We start from the raw sequence: 17,979 nt of genomic DNA on the forward strand, positions 1-17,979 counted from the left end.
ATTCGTGAATTCGTGGCTAAAATTTTGAGAGGTTTTATAAACGCAAAGATTTTATATTCATACCGTATTATTTCAAGAGAGTAAAGAGTTGAATCAATTTCATTGATTCTTACTAAGCATACGAATAGATATAAAGCTTCGTCAGCGACAAAGTCGCGCTTCTTAGCTTCCTTAAAATATCCATTATTCCCCTTAAACCTTTGCGTTTTTAAAAAAATAATTTAAAACTACAGATATGTACAGGTTTTAATACAAAAACTTAGAAATAGTTGAAAATATTTTTTGGCCGCTAATGTACGAATGAATAAAAAATCCGTGAATTCGTAGCTAAAATTTTGAGAGGTTTTATAAACGCAAAGATTTTATATTCGTACTGTACTATTTCAAGGGGGCAAAGAGTTGAAATCAATTTCATTGATTCTTACTAAGCGTATGCATAATATCCTCACGCTTCATCAGCAGTTTACCGCAATCTTAGCCTCCTTAAAAATAAACCTCCCGAATCACTATATCTTTGCGTCTAAAAAATCTTTACAGCAATTCTATTTACATCCTTCTTTAGCTTTTCCGTAAAATCACAGTATTAAGCATTTTGATCTTAAAAATCTGCGACATCTGTAAAATCTGCGTGAGAATAAATTCATAAATACCATTCAGACCACATCAGAAGTATTTTCTCTTTACGGGTTCCCGTAATGATCTTCAACCTGTTGTTTGTAGTTTCGGCATCATAAAACAAAATGTTTTTTATCTAACCTCATTCAAAAAACAACGAATAACATTATGAATAAAAAAATGACTCCTGCAGATCTTTTTCTGGGAATTCTTGCATTATTACTCATCAGCGTAAGCTTTTACCAGACCTGGATTGGACTGCAACAGATTTTTGGCCCGGCATCCTTTGTGATTGCCCTGGTTTTATCACTGCTTCTTTTATTCCTGTGCTGGATGCTGAGAAACGCTAAACTTGCCGGGAAACCTACCGGAAGCCTTGTAGGTATTTATATTTTTATAGCCTCATTTTGCTTCATTGCAAATTTTAATGCCCTCTATACAAGGTTTATGAAAACGGATATTTATACAGATGAGCTTCGTGAGATCAATAAAAATTTCACAGCTCTTGAAAATGATATAGAATCGAAATTAAGCTATAAGTACAATAAAGCAACAACTCAGAATATCGAGATCAAGAAAAAGCAGATGATGGAGCAGATCAAAGATCCGGGTAATAAAGGAATCGGAACGCGTGCCCAGCTGTTGATTAAAGATATTGAAAGATTAACCGGCCAAAAGGTAGATCTCCTGACTCCTGTAGGTGAAGACTATGAGGATCTTGCCGAAAGAATGGGAAAACAGATTGATAACATCATTTCAGATCTTTCTCCTGAAGAAAGAGCCTTGAAAACCGACATTAATAATGCCGCCTTTAAATGGAATAAAAATATCCAGGATCTTCTGCTTTTATCCAAAAAAGAAAAAGACGGCCTGTCTCAGGGGTTAATTGACGAATCTCTTTCTGATTACAATAAACTGGGAAGCCGCGCCCAGACGGTTCTTGGAAATGATAAAATACATTTTGAACCCATCGTTTCAAAGACCCAACAGGTTGGCAAAATCGGTTTTGCCTTTGAACATGCCATTAAAAACTTCGGAATGTACCAGTTTGTAGTACTCGCCGGCTGTATTTTACTTGATTTCGTGATCGTTATTATCATTTTACTGGTAACAGATTCGGGAAGCTATAACGGAAACAGCGGCAGAAGCGTATTTTCAAATAAAAGAAGCGGTAAAACCATCATCCCTAACAACTAAACCATGGAAACTAATGATCATTTAAAGCCTTTGTCTTTTGAAACGGAAGAAACGCTGAAACCGTTATCTTTTGACTTTCAAAATGACACAAAAGAAGACTTCGTGCCAATTGCCAAAACCATTTCCAACGACATCAGAAATAAAGAGAGTAATTTTGTTTTTTTCTTCGGAACAGCAGAATCCGGAAAGTCTGTAATTCTGTCTTCCATGTTGTATTATCTCCGGTCTTACGCAGGTGTTTTGAGACCCAAACTGGGAACTCCGAACTCCAGGGAAGCAAATGTCCTTCTTTCTGATTTTTTTGAAAATATTCGACAGGGCGTGCTTCCCAACAGAACCACAAGGGATCAGGTAACCCGTTTGGATCTTGTTTTTGAACCGAATAACCGATCAAAAAGAGTAGTTCCGATAGATCTTACTTTCCTGGAAACTTCCGGGGAAAATCACAATGACATCCGCAGGGGCGGAAGCTACCACAGCAGTATAGAAACTTTTCTTAATGCCAATATTCCTCTTACATTCATCATTGTTACCAGTTATGAAACAGCCTATAAAGACGATTCTTTAATCAATGAATTCCTGGATGAACTGGAAAGAAAAGGCAAAAATTTAAGATCCGTGAATGCTATTCTGGTCATTTCCAAATGGGATAAATCCGGAAGAATGGATGTGGAAAGTGCTGAAGCTCTTGATGCTTTTATTTCTGAACACCTTCCGATGACCTCACAACGCATAGATACTTATGGGTTGAGCAAGACCTATTATACCATAGGAAGCATTCAGAATACCACGGGAAGTGAGAGAATCAATTTATTGAACCTTTCCACGGCTGAAGTCCTTGCAAAATGGCTGTACAGAAGCATTGTGGGCTATGATCTGGATTACGAAGGAACATTCTGGGAACGTATAAAATTTAGTTTTACAAATTAATGGATAATACTTATTTTTTCTCTGCATTCGGAACTTTCGGCAATCCGAATGGGTTCAGGCAAACCTTTTTTCTGGGGGGAAACCAGAATATTGCCAGGGAGATCAGGACTTTTGATTTAAAAACCGATGCTATTAAGTTGTTTCCTCAAAGCAACATCTACTCTATCCGGAAGGATTATGCCGCCGGATGTAACCTCATCTCCTACTCTGTTTACTCCTTTGCTAAAGAACAGAATTCTGACAGAGGCGGTACATTTATAGGCTCAAGCTTACTTTTTGTTAATAAAATTGCTTCCGAAGGGCTTATCATTAATGCTTTGAATGACTTTCAGAGGCATCTTGAGAAAAATAACCTTTCAGAGGGAACTATTACCGTCAATCATTCTGATCATTTTTCCATTCAAAAACCCAAAGATTTTGATAAAATAGGTTTTAATGTCCGGGAGGTGAATGAAGTTGATTTCAGTCAATCCGGCAATAATTACCTTGTTGTATATTGTGAAACCAACATTGCGCAACTGCAGATCTTTTTCAGCAAAGCCATTGATCTTTTAAACGTTTATGATACTATTTATTTTACCCAGAGCCACGAAATCGGAGAGTTTGTAAAGCAGAAAAGGATTTTTAAAATTGTAGATGCCAATGGTTTTAAAAAGGAACTTGATCTTCTTGAAGAAGAAAGACGCAGAGCTCTTCAAAATGCTATCACTGACCTGGAAAAGGAAAGAGAAGAATTAAAAGATGAAAGAACAAAACTGGTTGAGGAGCTCAACAGGCAGATCGCACAAAATGAAAAACGCCATCAGGAAAACGAAGCCAGGATAAAAGAGTCCAAAAACGGTATTGAAATCATTAATAAAGAATATAACCAGTATTCAGGAAAAATAGAAGAAGTTATCCGGTATCTTAAATCTGATGGCAAAGTAGAAGTAGCCAAAAAAAGGCATCAGGAAAATAAACGGTCATTTGCAGATAGTATCCGTCAAAATAAAAATATAGAATCCCTCTCTGCTCTATCTTCACCCAATGAAAGGATGTATGGGATGGGAAATCAGCCGTATGCCGGTGCTGATGCACTTGCCGGATTTCACAGTTCCGGAAGAAATCAGGATAAAGAATTCCGACTGGATGGCTTCAAAGTTGCTACATTCATTTTATCATTACTACTGATCGGGACGTTAGTTTTATGCTTTATGTGGATGCCGGAAAAATATTTAACAGTATTTTCCCAGTAGAATATACTTTCCGGCCTATTTTTCCACTTCATACCCTCGCCAAATTCACAGCTTTATTAAAAGTTAAAATATTATCTTCGTAAAAAATTTGACAATATGAGAAAAATAATATTTCTGGCTTCAGCTGTTCTGGTGTTAAATTCTTGTGTGGTAAGAACTGCCACTAAAGTAGTATCCGGTGCTGTAAATTTAGGTTATAAGGCGGTAAAAGGAACCGTGAATGGCATCAGCTGGGCAGTAAGTAAAGCAAAAGGAAAAATAGATGAAGACCGTGTTGATGGAACCTGGAAAGTAGTAGGGGTTTACAAAGGCTCTTTTGAAGATTTTACCAAAGATCAGAATCCGGAAGCTTCATTTACCTCAGATTGTGTGGATAGCTTTGACCAGATTATTTTTAAAACTAAAAAATCAAAATTCAAGCCGGTACACTGCAGCTCACAGGATGAAGATTGGGTAAAATACAAAATGGAATTCGGGAAAAACCCTATCACTAAAGAAAGGGAAAACTATATTGAATACAATTCCAATAATTATATATCAGTGATTGATGTCAACAGTAAAACTATGGTGCTGGAAGGTAACCTCATGCCTAAGCTGGCATTTTCCGGAGCCAAATTATATCTCCTGGAAAAAGTAAAATAGGATATTGACATAAAATACCGGAAGAGCCTTTTCTGTAAGAAAAAAGGCTCTTCCGGTATAATACTATCTTAAAGTTATTTCCGGAGCATATCTATCTCTATGCTATTATTATCTTCTTTTATTGCTTTCTTCATTTCCATTTCTCTCTCCCGGATATAGGCGTTTTTATCTACCATTGTTCCATTCACATTTACTTTATCCAAATCATGAAGAGTTACCCGTAATGATTTGGCCGGATCATTCCTGCTTTCTGAAAAAAGCTGTTTATATTTGGGAAAATCAATATCTGCTTTATCGCCGAAATCAAAAACAAAATTTCCTGTAGGAGTCATATTTTCAATTTCCTGGTCTGAAAACTTTCTTATTCCGGCTAACGTAAAAGAATGGCTTCCTGTAGCATCCTGTATTTTCAGGATCAAACCCGGAAGTCCTCTGAATTTATAAGGACCATCCTGAACCGGAATATCGGCTGAAAACCATGCCGTCCATTTTCTGCCTCCAAAATCGGCTGTTGCTTTCTGGACATTATATTCTTTAACCTTATCTTTTTCGGGATGAACTGTCCATTGTATAATCCGGTTATCTGATACATTATATTTTGTGCGCCCCATTCTGGTAATAAAAAACTGTTTATTCTCAGAAAAATCCTTAATGACAGTATATTTAATGGTATTACTCTTAGAGGTTGCCGATTGCTGCGTATTTTCAATTTTTCCTGTTGCTTTCATCTGTTTGTCCAGAATTGCCTTGGCAATAGAATCATTTTTAAAGGTTGCACCGCTATAGAATCTGGAAAATCCGGGAGTAATGTCAAGATACATCAGCTCGTTCCTTTTATCCTGAATGTTAGTAGAGTCTGCAATATATTCATATTCATAAATGAACCTCTGGTTTTGGGAAAAAAGATTGAGAAACAGAAATAAAAAAATAATTACATGTAATTTTCCTCGGTATACCATAATATTAAAGATTATATTTTAGCTGATAACAATAACGAAGAAAGGTTGATGATTTTAACGGGTGAGTAATTGACCTCAGACACCTGCTCTTCCTCGACCTCAGAAATGACTTTACTGCCTACCTCATCATTAACTTCAGGAGCTACAGTAACATTCTGTAATACCGTTTCTTCTATTTCCAATGCTTCAATCCTTTGAATGGTTCTTACATAAATTCTGGACTTTTCTGAAAGTTCTTCCTGAGTCAGATTCTTATGTTCTCTTGCAGCTCTTAGTCTGGACATGGCGTATTGGAAAATTTGCTTTAATTGTACTGGCTAATTTACGTTTTTTTCAATATTGGGGATTGTATTGATCGGTATTCCGCCTGTGCAAACAACGGACACAATTAATAAAACATGACAAATAATACTGTTACCACAGGAATTTTTATGTTGTAAATTAAAACAGATCTTATGTATTATTGTAGTTTTGTAAATCAGTTTCAAAAAAATGAAGCACACCATTCCCACCTATGATCTGAGTGATATTTCCAGGCATCGGTTCCATATAAAAAGAATAGATCAGCATACGTATTATGCGGAAAATATCCTTATGGATAAAGGAATACACCGTGACAGCCATTATATATTTACCTTCATGGAAAGCGGACATGTAAAAATGATGGTAGACTTCAACATCATTGAAGCTAAAAACTCTACTATCTTCTGTGTATTACCGGGACAGGTACACCAGGGGCTTTTAATGGATAATGTGAACGGGTGGTTTGTGGCTGTAAAATCTGATATGGTTCCGGATGCTGTACGTTCTGTTTTTGAAGAATTTCTGGAAGAAATACGTCCTCTGAAAGTAGAATCAGCATGGGTAGAAAAATTCAATAACGCTGCCGCTATCCTCCATTCCTTTTATACGGAAGAGATGTTGGCTTCCAAAGAAGGTTTTTCTGTGATTCAGTCTCTGCTTCATACTTTTATAGGGATGTTTGCCTTTATTTATTCAAAAGAAAACAATTCTCAGGCTGCCTCTGAAAATCGTTCTTTACAACTGACACGGGAGTTTAAAATCATGGTAAGGCAAAACTATAAAACCCTGAAAAGTCCATCTGACTATGCTGAAATGCTTGCTATTTCCAGAGGTTACCTTACAGAAGCGATCCGTGAAGTAACAGGTAAGCCCGCCCAGCACTGGATTCATCAGGAAATTTTAATTGAAGCCAAACGTCTACTGGCATTTACTCATCTTACCGTAAAAGAGATCGCTTATGAACTGGGATATAGTGACCATACATATTTTAGCCGTTTATTTTCGAAACTGGAAGACCAATCGCCTTTGGCCTTCAGGAATGCGAACCAAAACAGGTACAATCAGAACAAAAACTGAAGCTGGAATACCATCACAACCACTATATTTTTATTATCCTCAGATGTGTTGTAAAAAAACACAACTTCTTTCTTCCGGCTCAATGTCTCCAGTCCCCATTGTTGATTTCAGTTTATACTAAAACCACGAAATGTCCAATTAATACCCTGAACCCGCTATAGCAATATTCTAATTTTGAAGCTTCCTTTGCAATAAAAATTAGTTATGCCAAGTTTACCAAAATGGATCAATGATACTGTAGAAAATATCTGGTCCTCAAAATTTAAAGAATGTACCGTCATCCATATAGAAAACATCACTAATAACCTTCGCCGTATACGTTTCGCAGGTGATCTTCAGGATATTCATGTTGAACCAGCCTATGCAATAGGTATAAGAATCAATGAAAGGGATTTCCGTAATTATTCTCCTTTTAATTTCAACAGAGCAGAAGGAACTTTTGATGTTTTATTCCATCTTCACGACACTACTTCTGTGGGCACACGTTTTGTAAATGGACTATCTGCAGGAGATTCTATAAAAATGTTAATGCCCAGAGGAAAGAGATTTTTTGAACCCGATGCCAAAATTCACTTTTCAATAGGAGATGAAACTTCACTGGGAAGCTCACTTTCCATTAAAGAAGCGGCAGAAGAATCCAAAGCTTTGTTTATATGCCTCCACGAGCTGAAAGAATGCTCTGCTCTTGAAAAGCTGAATTTGTACGGGTATCATAGTGCTAAAAACAGTACCATAAGAGTAATAGAAGCCCTTACCGATTTTCTGAGAGAAGAAAAAGAAGCCGTTTTTCATGATAGTGTTACTTTTTATCTTACCGGAAACGGAGGCCGGATGTCATTAATCAGAAAATTTCTTAAGGCTAAAGGAGTTTCTCCGAGGTGCATCAAATCACAGGCATATTGGATAGAAGGCAGGAAAGGTCTATAAAAACCGGAAATTGCTGAATATTTTTTTGAAGATTAAAAAGTCTCAGCAATTTCCGGTCTTTTTGCTGAAAGAATATTTATTTCAGTTTTCCCGGCTCTCATAAAAATTAATCATTGGAATAAACTGTATTTCATTGATTCTACCTTTGCATTCTTACCATATAATAGAAATACAAAAACCCTTTGCATTAAGTTTTAAAGGTAAGGTATAAATAGTCTGATTCTCCAACTTTTGCATCTGATCCATTATCTCCTTATTATGATTATATTTCCAGAATGAAAATAAAAAGACCATCTCAGGACGAGATGATCTTACTACCGTTTTGAATTTACTAAGTTATATATGAAGATATGAAATGATGTTTTTTGTTGTTCAAAGATAATAAGCCTCTTTTTCCCGTACCTCAGGGTAATCACTGAAAATTTATCCGTAAAAATACGGTTGCATGATAAAAAAAGCCCTGCAAGATACACTTACAGGACTTTAATTTATCTAACAATTATTTCGTTTAAGGTCCGATCTTTAGAGTAGTAAACTGATTGTTACTTACCCTCTATTAAAGAGGACTTACCAATTGCAGGAACCATTCTTTCACTTCCCCTTCCAGGTAAGGGGCTAATTTTTCTTCACAAGCCTTATGGTAAGAGTTAAGCCAGTCGATTTCCTTTTCCGACAACATTTCTTTCACTATTGTATCCTTGAAGAACGGGCAGTATGTCAAAGTTTCAAATTCATAGAATGTTCCGTGGATAGTTTTTTCCGCTTCTTTTACGGCAATAAGGTTTTCATGACGGATTCCGTAATGTCCTTCAAGATAGTATCCAGGTTCGTTGGACAGTACCATTCCCGGAAGAAGTTCCTGCGGGTTCAGGTCTTTTCTGATATTCTGAGGTCCTTCATGTACGTTCATAAAACTTCCTACCCCATGTCCTGTACCATGGTTGAAATCTTTACCTTCCATCCATAGCGGAAGCCTTGCAATAGCATCAAGATGTACTCCTTTTGTTCCTTTAGGGAATTTTACCATGGATAAACGGATCAATCCCTGTAACACCAAAGTAGAATTTCTTTTGAACTCTTCAGAAGGAGTACCTAACGCAAAAGTTCTTGTAATATCGGTAGTTCCTTCAAGGTACTGACCTCCTGAATCTACCAGGATTGTATCCTCATTGGTTACTTCTTTACTTCCTTCTTTCTTAGCAGAATAGTGCATAATGGCACCATTATCTTTATATCCTACGATAGAACCAAAGCTTTCTCCCACAAAGTTCTCGCCTTGTGCCCGGAAATCTCTTAGTTTTTCTCCGATAGAATATTCGGTCATAGCTTCTTTTCCTGCATTATGAGTCAGCCAGTAAAGGAATTTTACCATCGCCACACCATCCCTTACCATTACTTTCCTGAAGCCTTCCAGCTCAGTCTCATTTTTCTGCGCTTTCATCAGGTTTCCCGGAACAGGGGCTTTAATAAACTGGTTGTCTGATTTTAACGTTTCAAAAATCTGCTGGTTACTGTTAGGAGAAACCAATACTTTTTCATTTTTGAATGTTTTCAGGTAATTGTAAAATTCTTCGTAAGGCATCATCTTGACGAAAGAATCGTCCATTTGCTTTCTGGCTTCCACATCCAGTTTTTCTAATCCCGTGAATAAAACAGCATCATTTTTGGTGATGACAATATAACCCAAAAATACAGGATTACTTTGTACATCACTTCCTCTTAGGTTTAAGGTCCATGCTACATCATCCAGGCTCGAAATGATATGAACGGTTGCTTCCTGCTCTTCCATTTTCTGGCGGATTGCAGAAATTTTATCAACTACCGGCTTACCGGCTCTTTCTACAGGATGTATAAATATAGGATTAGCAGACGGGGTACCTCTTTCTTTCCATACTTCTTTTAAAAGTGGAATATCTACCAGTGTAATATTTTTCGAATTCAGTTTTTGGGAAAGCAGTTCCCAATTGGCATGAGATGCGGCTAAAGCATTTACAGCCACCTTACCTCCGGCAGGAATTTCAGAAATAATCCAATCGATATAATGAGGCGTTCCTTCCATTCCGTCTTTGAAAAGGTCGATTCCTGAACCTTCCAATTCAATGGCTGCTTGTGTAAAATATCTTCCGTCTGTCCAAAGCCCTGCTTTGTCTTTGGTCACTACCACAAAACCGGCAGAGCCCAGAAATCCTGAAAGCCATGCTCTTTCCTGCCATTCTTCAGGAAGATATTCACTCATATGCGGATCCGCAGAATATATTATAAATGCATCAACATTATTTTTCTGCATTTCTTCACGAAGCGCAGCAACTTTTTCCTTTGAAGTCATTCTTTTCTTTTTTAAACACCGAAAGTTACAAAAAATTTAAAGTCAAAAATTAAATATACTGCCTATTTTCCTTAATAATCTGTTATTTTTTTTCATTAATGATCATTCGAAAAGTGCAAGGCCATAAAGTTTTGAATCAATAGTATGGATTTTATACTTAAAGCTAAACCACAAAGCATAAAAGTTTTGAACACTTTAGTTTTTTAAGTTAAAGCATAACGTGAGAATTACACAGAAGTAAAAAACCAAGATTTTATTACTAATCTGCGGGATCTGCATAATCTGCGTGCCAAAGTTATGCATAAAACATCTGTGAAAATCTGAGAAATCTGTGGTTACAATAAAATAAAATATTTTTTATGTAAAACCTTCTCATTCACGTGTTGAATTATAAAATTCCCATCAAATTTATAAAAACAGAACATTTTTCCACACCATAAAACCTATTAAATTATTAATTAACATTTTTTGGAAAGATTATTGCTGTATTTCATCTCATGAAACAGCAGAATTACCACAATCACAGAAAATTTTATCCGCCTCATCATTTTATATACCTTCCTCTATTAATTTTATTGGAAGTTTATGGGATTTATAAAGTATGGGATGATCCGGTCAATAAGCTGACATGGATATTATTTTCTATTGTTATTTTTCTGCTTTTCTATCTGGCATTCATGACAAGACAGCATTATGCATTGGGACTTCAGAACCGTATTGTCATCCTTGAATTCAGGCAACGATATTTTGAAATTTTTAATAACAGATCTGAAGAAACTGTTGGAAAATTAAAATTTGATCAGATAGCAGCTCTGAGATTTGCTGATGATGAAGAATTCAAAGAACTTTTGTATAGAGCTCTTCACGAAAACATTTCAGGAGACGAGATCAAAAGATCGATTAAAAACTGGAGAGCCGACCGACTCAGAATTTGATACTCACACAAAAATATTAAGCTATGAAAAAATGGAGCATTTACAGTATTATGATAGTAAGCTTGTTGACATTAACGAGCTGTGAAGCAGTAGAAACAATTTTTAAAGCCGGAATGTGGTGGGGAATTTTTCTGGTCTGTGTGATAGTAGTGATTCTTTTACTTATTTTTTCGAAGGGTAAAAACTCTTAACCATGTTTTATGGAGAAGAATACAGAGATAGAAATTATTACGCATTTAAAGCCGGCAAAAATTGTTAAAATAATGAAGGACCCGGAGGCTTCTGCAAAGGCGGTACATCTTGTATATACCACCGATGCAGAAACGGCCGGAATTACCCGGAAAAAGACAGGAAAAAAATATTCCTACTATAAGGATGGTGAAAAAATCAAAGACAAAGATGAGATTACAAGAATCAACAAACTTGTTATTCCTCCGGCGTGGGAAAATGTATGGATTTGTGCCCTGGAAAACGGACATCTTCAGGCCACCGGTTTTGACGCTAAAAAAAGAAAGCAGTACCGTTATCATCCTTTGTGGAGTGCTCTGAGAAATCATACAAAATTCTACAGAATGCTTCAGTTCGGGTATGCATTACCTAAAATCAGGCTCCATATAGAACAGGATCTTGCTCTGAGAAATTTTGAAAAACGGAAAATCCTGGCCCTCATCGTCAGCCTTATGCAAAGAACCAATATCCGTATTGGTAATAATATCTACGAAAAACTGTATGGCTCCTTTGGGCTGACTACTTTAAAAGATAAACACGTTGAAGTTAAAGGTCAGAAAATCACATTTTCATTTAAAGGGAAGAAAGGCATTGTACATCATATTGATCTCAGAAGTAAAAGATTGGCAAGGCTTGTTCAGAAATGTAAAGATATCCCGGGAAAAGAGCTTTTCCAATATCTTGATGATGAAGGAAACCGTCATTCTATAGACTCGGGGATGGTGAATGAATACATCAAGGAAATCAGCGGAGAGGATTTTACTGCTAAAGATTTCAGGACATGGTCCGGAACGGTGAGTGCGCTGATCGCTTTTAAGGAGATCGGATATGCCGAAAACAACACCGAATATAAAAAGAAAGTAAAGGAAGCTTTGGATATTGTCGCCGAACATCTTGGTAATACCACAGCAGTCTGTAAAAAGTATTATGTGCATCCTTTAGTCATCAATCTTTATGAGAACAATACGATCAAAAAATACCTTGATGAACTGGAAGTTATTGAGGAAAACGATGGGAAAGCTGACCTGACGAAGGAGGAAAAACTGGTGATTAAGATTTTGGAAAATGAGAAGATGTAGGATTTTGGCTGGAAGAGGAAAGTTGGAGGCTGGAAGTGCTAGTGGACGAGTATTACCCGGATGCTATTTTTAATTATTCATGTTATTATGATCATTGGATTTTTGATTTCTAACAAAAGGGAAATTTAGTATATATGGGATTCTTCCTTCGTCAGAATGACAGATGGTATGAATAAATGATAGACAAATATAAATCTGTTAAAAAACAACAATCGCTTTTTCAAGCTCTCAGGAACTTCCAGCTTCCCTTCTCCCGGCTTCCAGCCCATTTGCCTACCCCATCACCCTATTACTCAAAAATTGTGTCCTGTATTCCTTTGGGGTAATCCCCGCTATTTTTTTAAAAAGCTGGGTAAAATGGGATGCGGTATGAAAATTCAATTCGTAGGCAATTTCTGCAATGTCTTTACTTGAATGCAGCAATGCCTTACTATAATTGATGTCAATTTCATTAATCCACTGTTTCGGGGACTTTTGTGTTACACTTTTCACACATTTATTCAGGTAACTTTCTGTTACTGATAATTTATCTGCATAAAAAGCAACTCTCTTTTCTCCTACATGGAATTTGAATAAAAGATCCCGGAACTGCAGGGAAAGTTCCATAGGCCGTGTTGCAGATTTATGATGGGTATCGGAGTCTGTACTCAGCATTTTAATCAGGATCAGATGAAGCATAGTAACCACTACATCATTTATATTGAGATTGTTCAGCCATAATTCCTGCTCCATGATGGGAAGAAGTTGCATAATGGTTTCATAAGTCAGACTATCAAGATTCAGGAAAGGGGTCATAAAGAAAATGCTGCTTTTATGCTTGGGCAATTCCTGTTCAGACAGAATATTATTTTCGTAAGCAAGGAAAAAACCTTCAATGTCATCAGACAGCTCAACAGTAGCCGTTATGGTTCCCTGTTTGATAAAAATGACACCTCCTTTTTCAGCGTGGTATTCTTTATTTTCCAGATATTGTTTGATATGCCCGTTGGTAACGAAAATAATAAAGTTAAAAGTTGTCCGGTACGGAATCACCGGCATCAGGATTCCTTTAAGATAATTCTCTAACCGGTAAAGCTGTATATCCGCATTATTAGCTAATATTTTCTCCGTGATATTCGGGAGAAAAAGCTTTTTGTATTGAAAATTGGATAATACTTCCATATCCGTTATTATGATTAATTAAAATTAGACAAAATTTATAATGTAAAGGGGAGAGAATTTGAAAATTTGAGAATGGGTTAATTTGAAAATCGCTTTACTCTCAAACCCTCTTACTCTCCCACTCTCTCACTCTAAAACTTATAGTACACTCCAACTCTTACTCCAAATGGACTTCCCGGTGTATAGGTAAGATCTGTAATAGGTTCTGCTTCCCCTTTCAATTGGGTTTCTGTGGCAAACTGGGCCTCATTCCATTTTACATTGAAAAGATTGTTCAGCTGAATATTTGCCCCCCATTTCTGACGGTTATAAGAAAGCATCAAGTCATTAACAAAGTACGATTTTGTTTTAATGCTGTTATCTTCTACTGCCGGTCTTTCTCCAAGATAACGGTATTGAAGTCCTAATGAAAATCCATTCAGGAAATCCCAGTTTACAGATCCTGTACTTGTAACTACTGGTGCTAACGGAATATAATCCTGTCCTTTTTCTTCTTCAATAAATCTTGCATGAGAATAATTGATATCCGCATTCAGGTAAAAATTTTCCAATGGCTGGAAACGGATTCCCAGATCAGCACCGAAACGTCTTGATTTTCCGGAGGGCTCTACCACTGCATCATCTCCTACATAGACAAATTCCTGCTGCAGGTCCATCCACCATACTGCCGGGGTAATAATTAATGACCTGAACGGGTGTAATCTTACTCCGAAATCTGCTCCGATAGAATATGGAAGGGTATTGTCATTTTTATTGGGAACCACAACCCTCAGGTCATTGGAATGAAATCCCATCCCGGTTTTCAGGAACCACATTACATTATCACTCTGGGCATAAGAGAAATTCAGTTTTGGACTTACTCTTGTTGCTTCTTTTGACTGCCCGGAAGGTAATTGTTCAGGATCCAGCAGATTGTGTATATTAAAGATAAAATGATCTACTCTTACCGCCGGATTAATCGTCCATTTACCTGTTTTCCAGATCAGGCCTGAATACGCATGAAGGTTGGTTTCCGTTCCGTTCACATCAGACATCTTATCTAATAATAAATCCCGGTGATAAACATGGTTTAACTGTAAGGTATTGATATCATCATTTCTTAGCCCGACCCCTGAAGACCAGTTCAGGGAGCTATCCGGTAAAGAAAAGGTTTTGGTGTATTTTATTTCGGCTCCATAAATATTTCTACCATCTGTCTGCTGGATTTCATCGCCATGGTCTTTATCTTTCAGGTAGAAGGTAAAATCAGAATACAGGTTGAAATTATATTTTGAGTAAAAAGCCATAGCATCTATCTGCTCGGTAGGAGAAATAATATGCTTAAAATTCATTTGAATATTTTTTCTGGAAGTTTTCCCGCCTTCAGTAGGATCAATACTTCCCCATCTGCTGATGATTCCTTCATCTACCGCGCGTTCCGGAATTTGCCCTGAAGCATTCCATGAAGAACTGAATGTTGAAAACTGGATATTAAAATAATCATTATCCGTCAGCCATTGGTTGTATTTCCCGAAAGTATTGACCCTGTTAAAATTCTGTTTTACATCAAAAGGACCATCTGTATAATTGTATTCTGCTGCGACATAGGCATTTTTTCTGCCAAGATCGTCATGCAAAATATTAAACATTCCCAATACTCTTTTTGAATTAAATGATCCTCCCTCCAATTTTACCATACTGTTTTTCAATCCATTATAAGTTTGAAAATCAACATAGCCTGCTGTATTGAAGTCTCCGCGTTCCATATAATACGCTCCTTTTCCGAAATCAATATTATTGACTGTTTCAGGAATCACAAAATGCAGATCGGAATATCCCTGTCCATGAGCATGGGATACAATATTTACCGGCATCCCGTCTACATTCACACTTACATCGGTACCGTGATCGGCATCAAATCCCCTTAAAAAAAGCTGCTCGGCTTTTCCACCTCCGGCATGCTGCGCTATGAATAATCCCGGTACTTTTCTCAAAAGATCCTGCGCTGAATTAACCGGAAGTTTATTCAAATCCACTTTTGTAATCGCTGATAAAAACGAACTGTGATTAATGGCTACTTCAGAAATCTGAAAAGGCTTATGCTGTAAAAAAATAACTTTATTTTTATCTTCATCGTTGGTCACTACCCATTTTACCTCATCGTATCCCTGGCGGTTGATCACCAGTGTATCGGGAAGTGATGTAGCAGGAATGGCAAAAGTACCATCTGTTCCGGTATGTGTATGGCTGTTTCCGTGGTCATATTTTACCAATGCATCTGCAATGGGGAATTTATCATCAGCATCTTTGATTAACAATTGTTTTTCTGTTTCCTGTGCCATCATTTTTCCACTGAATGTCATAATAAGAAAAGCGGCTGCTATTTTAGTTATTTTCATTTTATTTTTTATAGAATTGTATTGTCATTTGTAAAATGAACAATGTAAAATGTATTAATGGTTAGATTAGATTGAAGAAATAAGACATTTAAAAAATGAATTGTCAATCATTCGTGAAAGACTTTTAAATCCCATATCTGAACTTTAATTTGGCTTGACAATCCCTGCCTTCAAACGCTATCTTTTTGCTTTAAGAAGTATCTTCCGGATTAAAAGGGTGATCCAGGTTCCTGCTACAAATGGGAAAGTAAATACACCTCCCACAGCATCCAGACAATGATGATCAATCAGAAAGTCATCAATGACTGTTGTTAAAAGAACGGCAATAAGCACCCATAAACCGTCTGTTTTTTTTATCCCTGAAAATACAATAGCAGAAAGAACGGCATTAAAGCCAAATAATCCCATGTGAATCTCCTTAACAGGCTCTCCGTTCAGCTGTGATAATCCGGCACCAAGAATAGATGCTGCCAAACCATACAAAGCGGCTATCGGTGAACTGATAAATACAGCAACAAAGAAAATCATTCCCGAAAGTACTCCTCCCTGGAATATTACTTCACCAAAACCATTGGTACAGGTAAGAAAGTCATCATATTCTGAAGGTACTACTTCGGCACTCAGCAGTGCAGACGGTGGAATATGGGTAAAATGATGCAGTGCAAATACCAGTACCCATGTAATCACAATAAAAGGAAAAGTAAATACCGGAATTTTATTCCTGATAAAGAAATGCTGAATAATGGCTGCCAACGCCCCTCCCAATACGATAAGAACCCAGATCAGCAAGGTTGTTTCAAATAGAAAAGCCAATGCTACTCCTACAAGGGCAGCACTGAAACCATATAACCCGGCATTGATTTCAGAACTGTCATATTTCAGCTTCATGGCTATAAAAGTCCCGGCTGCTGTTGAAATTAATACTGCAACACCGCATTGCCAGCTTCCCATAAAAATACCGATAAGAAACAGAAGTCCGGTCCATCTGTTTTCCTGAAGCATAATCTGCCCGACTCCTTTTAAAATGTTATCGATAAAAGGGATTTTTTTAAAAAATTCGTTCATAGTTTTTTTAATTGTATTAATGATTGTAGTTAGCTGGTAGTAAAGAGACAAAAGGCATGGAGATGAAAGACATTATAGGGCTTAGAGACCAATAGCAATTTTGTTTTATATGTGAATAATAAATAATAAGGATAATAATCGTGAACTTTAAACATTCCACTCTCAAGCTCCGGATCCTCCTACTTGTTTACCACCCCAGAAAAACCATCCCGACTCCGCAGACTGTTACCACAGCACCGCTTACCACGCCCATATATCTTTCCAGTTTCTCCGTATTGAATAAGGTTGAATAACCATAGCGCCCTAAAAGCACCATTCCCAACATTGTAAGGACTGTAGTTGCAGTAAAGGAAATAACCAAAACTGCAATTTCAGACATAGAATGTTTTACTCCTGAGTAGAATAATAAAGGAATTAAAGGTTCACTTGGTCCCATTACAAAAATCATAAAGAGGACAAGAGGTGTTACTTTTATTCTTTTCTGAGGCATTACCACTTCACTGTGGTTATGTTCATACACATAAACATCATCACCCATCACATCAAAATGTTTGTGAGGTTTATTTCTGATCGCCTGAATAAGGCCGTACACCAGGTAAACTCCACCAAAAATCAGCAATGCCCATCCCGAGAAATTTCCTCTGATATCCTGAAACCAGGAAATTTTATTAAGCTGCCAGCCCAAAAACACTCCAATAAAACCGAGAATCAGGGAACTCAGAACGTGTCCAAGTCCACAAACCACCGTTAATATTGCGGTTTTCATTCGGCTCCATTTCTTGGATTTTGAGATGACGATGAAAGGCAGATAATGATCTGGCCCTGATGCGGTATGTATGAAACTTATTGAAACGGCACTCAAAAGAAGTGCCCAAACTGTACTATCCATTTTCTATTTTTAATTCCTTTTTTATGTTTTGGC

Annotated in this window: 16 protein-coding genes; 9 read left to right on the forward strand and 7 right to left on the reverse strand. The window is 37.0% G+C overall.

Translation table 11 applies throughout. The features are described from left to right. Positions 1-783 precede the first annotated feature (783 nt). From OK18_RS00905 to OK18_RS00920, 4 genes are all read left to right on the forward strand, one after another. On the forward strand, positions 784-1,812 hold the full coding sequence (locus tag OK18_RS00905) for a hypothetical protein (protein WP_053326780.1): 1,029 nt from the start codon (positions 784-786) through the stop codon (positions 1,810-1,812). Positions 1,813-1,815: 3 nt separating this feature from the next. Then, on the forward strand, positions 1,816-2,742 hold the full coding sequence (locus OK18_RS00910) for a hypothetical protein (protein ID WP_053326781.1): 927 nt from the start codon (positions 1,816-1,818) through the stop codon (positions 2,740-2,742). Next, positions 2,742-3,977, forward strand: coding sequence for a hypothetical protein (locus OK18_RS00915; RefSeq protein ID WP_053326782.1), 1,236 nt, complete (start codon positions 2,742-2,744; stop codon positions 3,975-3,977). Before OK18_RS00910 ends, OK18_RS00915 begins: the two co-directional genes overlap by 1 nt. A 96-nt stretch (positions 3,978-4,073) precedes the next feature. Next, positions 4,074-4,619: a hypothetical protein gene (locus tag OK18_RS00920; protein WP_053326783.1), complete on the forward strand. Its 546-nt coding sequence runs from the start codon at positions 4,074-4,076 to the stop codon at positions 4,617-4,619. Positions 4,620-4,693: 74 nt separating this feature from the next. Here the strand turns inward: OK18_RS00920 and OK18_RS00925 are convergent, their stop codons facing one another. Together OK18_RS00925 and OK18_RS00930 are read right to left on the reverse strand one after the other, a co-directional pair. Further along, positions 4,694-5,578 carry a GLPGLI family protein gene (locus tag OK18_RS00925; protein WP_053326784.1) on the reverse strand — a complete coding sequence of 295 codons (885 nt, stop codon included), beginning with the start codon at positions 5,576-5,578 and terminating at the stop codon, positions 4,694-4,696. Positions 5,579-5,589: 11 nt separating this feature from the next. After that, a complete protein-coding gene (locus OK18_RS00930; RefSeq protein ID WP_053326785.1) occupies positions 5,590-5,862 on the reverse strand; it encodes a helix-turn-helix domain-containing protein in 273 nt (90 codons plus the stop codon). Positions 5,863-6,070: 208 nt separating this feature from the next. Between OK18_RS00930 and OK18_RS00935 the strand changes: the two genes are divergently transcribed. Continuing rightward, positions 6,071-6,958, forward strand: a complete 888-nt coding sequence (locus tag OK18_RS00935) for a helix-turn-helix domain-containing protein (protein WP_050020189.1) — start codon at positions 6,071-6,073, stop codon at positions 6,956-6,958. 204 nt (positions 6,959-7,162) lie between these two features. Continuing rightward, positions 7,163-7,885: a siderophore-interacting protein gene (locus OK18_RS00940; protein WP_053326786.1), complete on the forward strand. Its 723-nt coding sequence runs from the start codon at positions 7,163-7,165 to the stop codon at positions 7,883-7,885. 556 nt (positions 7,886-8,441) lie between these two features. Here OK18_RS00940 and OK18_RS00945 read toward each other — a convergent pair. Beyond that, on the reverse strand, positions 8,442-10,211 hold the full coding sequence (locus OK18_RS00945; RefSeq protein ID WP_053326787.1) for an aminopeptidase P family protein: 1,770 nt from the start codon (positions 10,209-10,211) through the stop codon (positions 8,442-8,444). Positions 10,212-10,708: 497 nt separating this feature from the next. Here OK18_RS00945 and OK18_RS00950 point away from each other — a divergent pair, with 497 nt between their 5' ends. The 3 genes from OK18_RS00950 to OK18_RS00960 are packed head-to-tail and all read left to right on the forward strand — an operon-like array spanning position 10,709 to position 12,453. Beyond that, positions 10,709-11,146: a DUF6526 family protein gene (locus OK18_RS00950; protein ID WP_053326788.1), complete on the forward strand. Its 438-nt coding sequence runs from the start codon at positions 10,709-10,711 to the stop codon at positions 11,144-11,146. A 23-nt stretch (positions 11,147-11,169) separates the two neighbouring features. Beyond that, the gene (locus OK18_RS00955; protein WP_050020186.1) at positions 11,170-11,337 is read left to right on the forward strand and encodes a hypothetical protein; all 168 of its coding nucleotides are present in this window, start codon (positions 11,170-11,172) and stop codon (positions 11,335-11,337) included. A gap of 9 nt (positions 11,338-11,346) precedes the next feature. Continuing rightward, positions 11,347-12,453 carry a DNA topoisomerase IB gene (locus OK18_RS00960; RefSeq protein ID WP_050020185.1) on the forward strand — a complete coding sequence of 369 codons (1,107 nt, stop codon included), beginning with the start codon at positions 11,347-11,349 and terminating at the stop codon, positions 12,451-12,453. Between the two features lie 273 nt (positions 12,454-12,726). On the opposite strand, the gene OK18_RS00965 is transcribed toward OK18_RS00960, so the two are convergent. From OK18_RS00965 to OK18_RS00980, 4 genes are all read right to left on the reverse strand, one after another. Beyond that, positions 12,727-13,614 (reverse strand): helix-turn-helix domain-containing protein, encoded by an 888-nt coding sequence (locus OK18_RS00965; protein WP_053326789.1) that lies wholly within the window; start codon positions 13,612-13,614, stop codon positions 12,727-12,729. Between the two features lie 131 nt (positions 13,615-13,745). Then, positions 13,746-15,992, reverse strand: coding sequence for a TonB-dependent receptor (locus tag OK18_RS00970; RefSeq protein WP_053326790.1), 2,247 nt, complete (start codon positions 15,990-15,992; stop codon positions 13,746-13,748). Between the two features lie 177 nt (positions 15,993-16,169). Further along, positions 16,170-17,057 carry an urea transporter gene (locus tag OK18_RS00975; RefSeq protein ID WP_053326791.1) on the reverse strand — a complete coding sequence of 296 codons (888 nt, stop codon included), beginning with the start codon at positions 17,055-17,057 and terminating at the stop codon, positions 16,170-16,172. A 187-nt stretch (positions 17,058-17,244) separates the two neighbouring features. Next, positions 17,245-17,946 (reverse strand): hypothetical protein, encoded by a 702-nt coding sequence (locus OK18_RS00980; protein ID WP_053326792.1) that lies wholly within the window; start codon positions 17,944-17,946, stop codon positions 17,245-17,247. Positions 17,947-17,979 lie beyond the last annotated feature (33 nt).

This window comes from Chryseobacterium gallinarum, assembly GCF_001021975.1.
In the GTDB taxonomy this organism is placed as follows: domain Bacteria; phylum Bacteroidota; class Bacteroidia; order Flavobacteriales; family Weeksellaceae; genus Chryseobacterium; species Chryseobacterium gallinarum.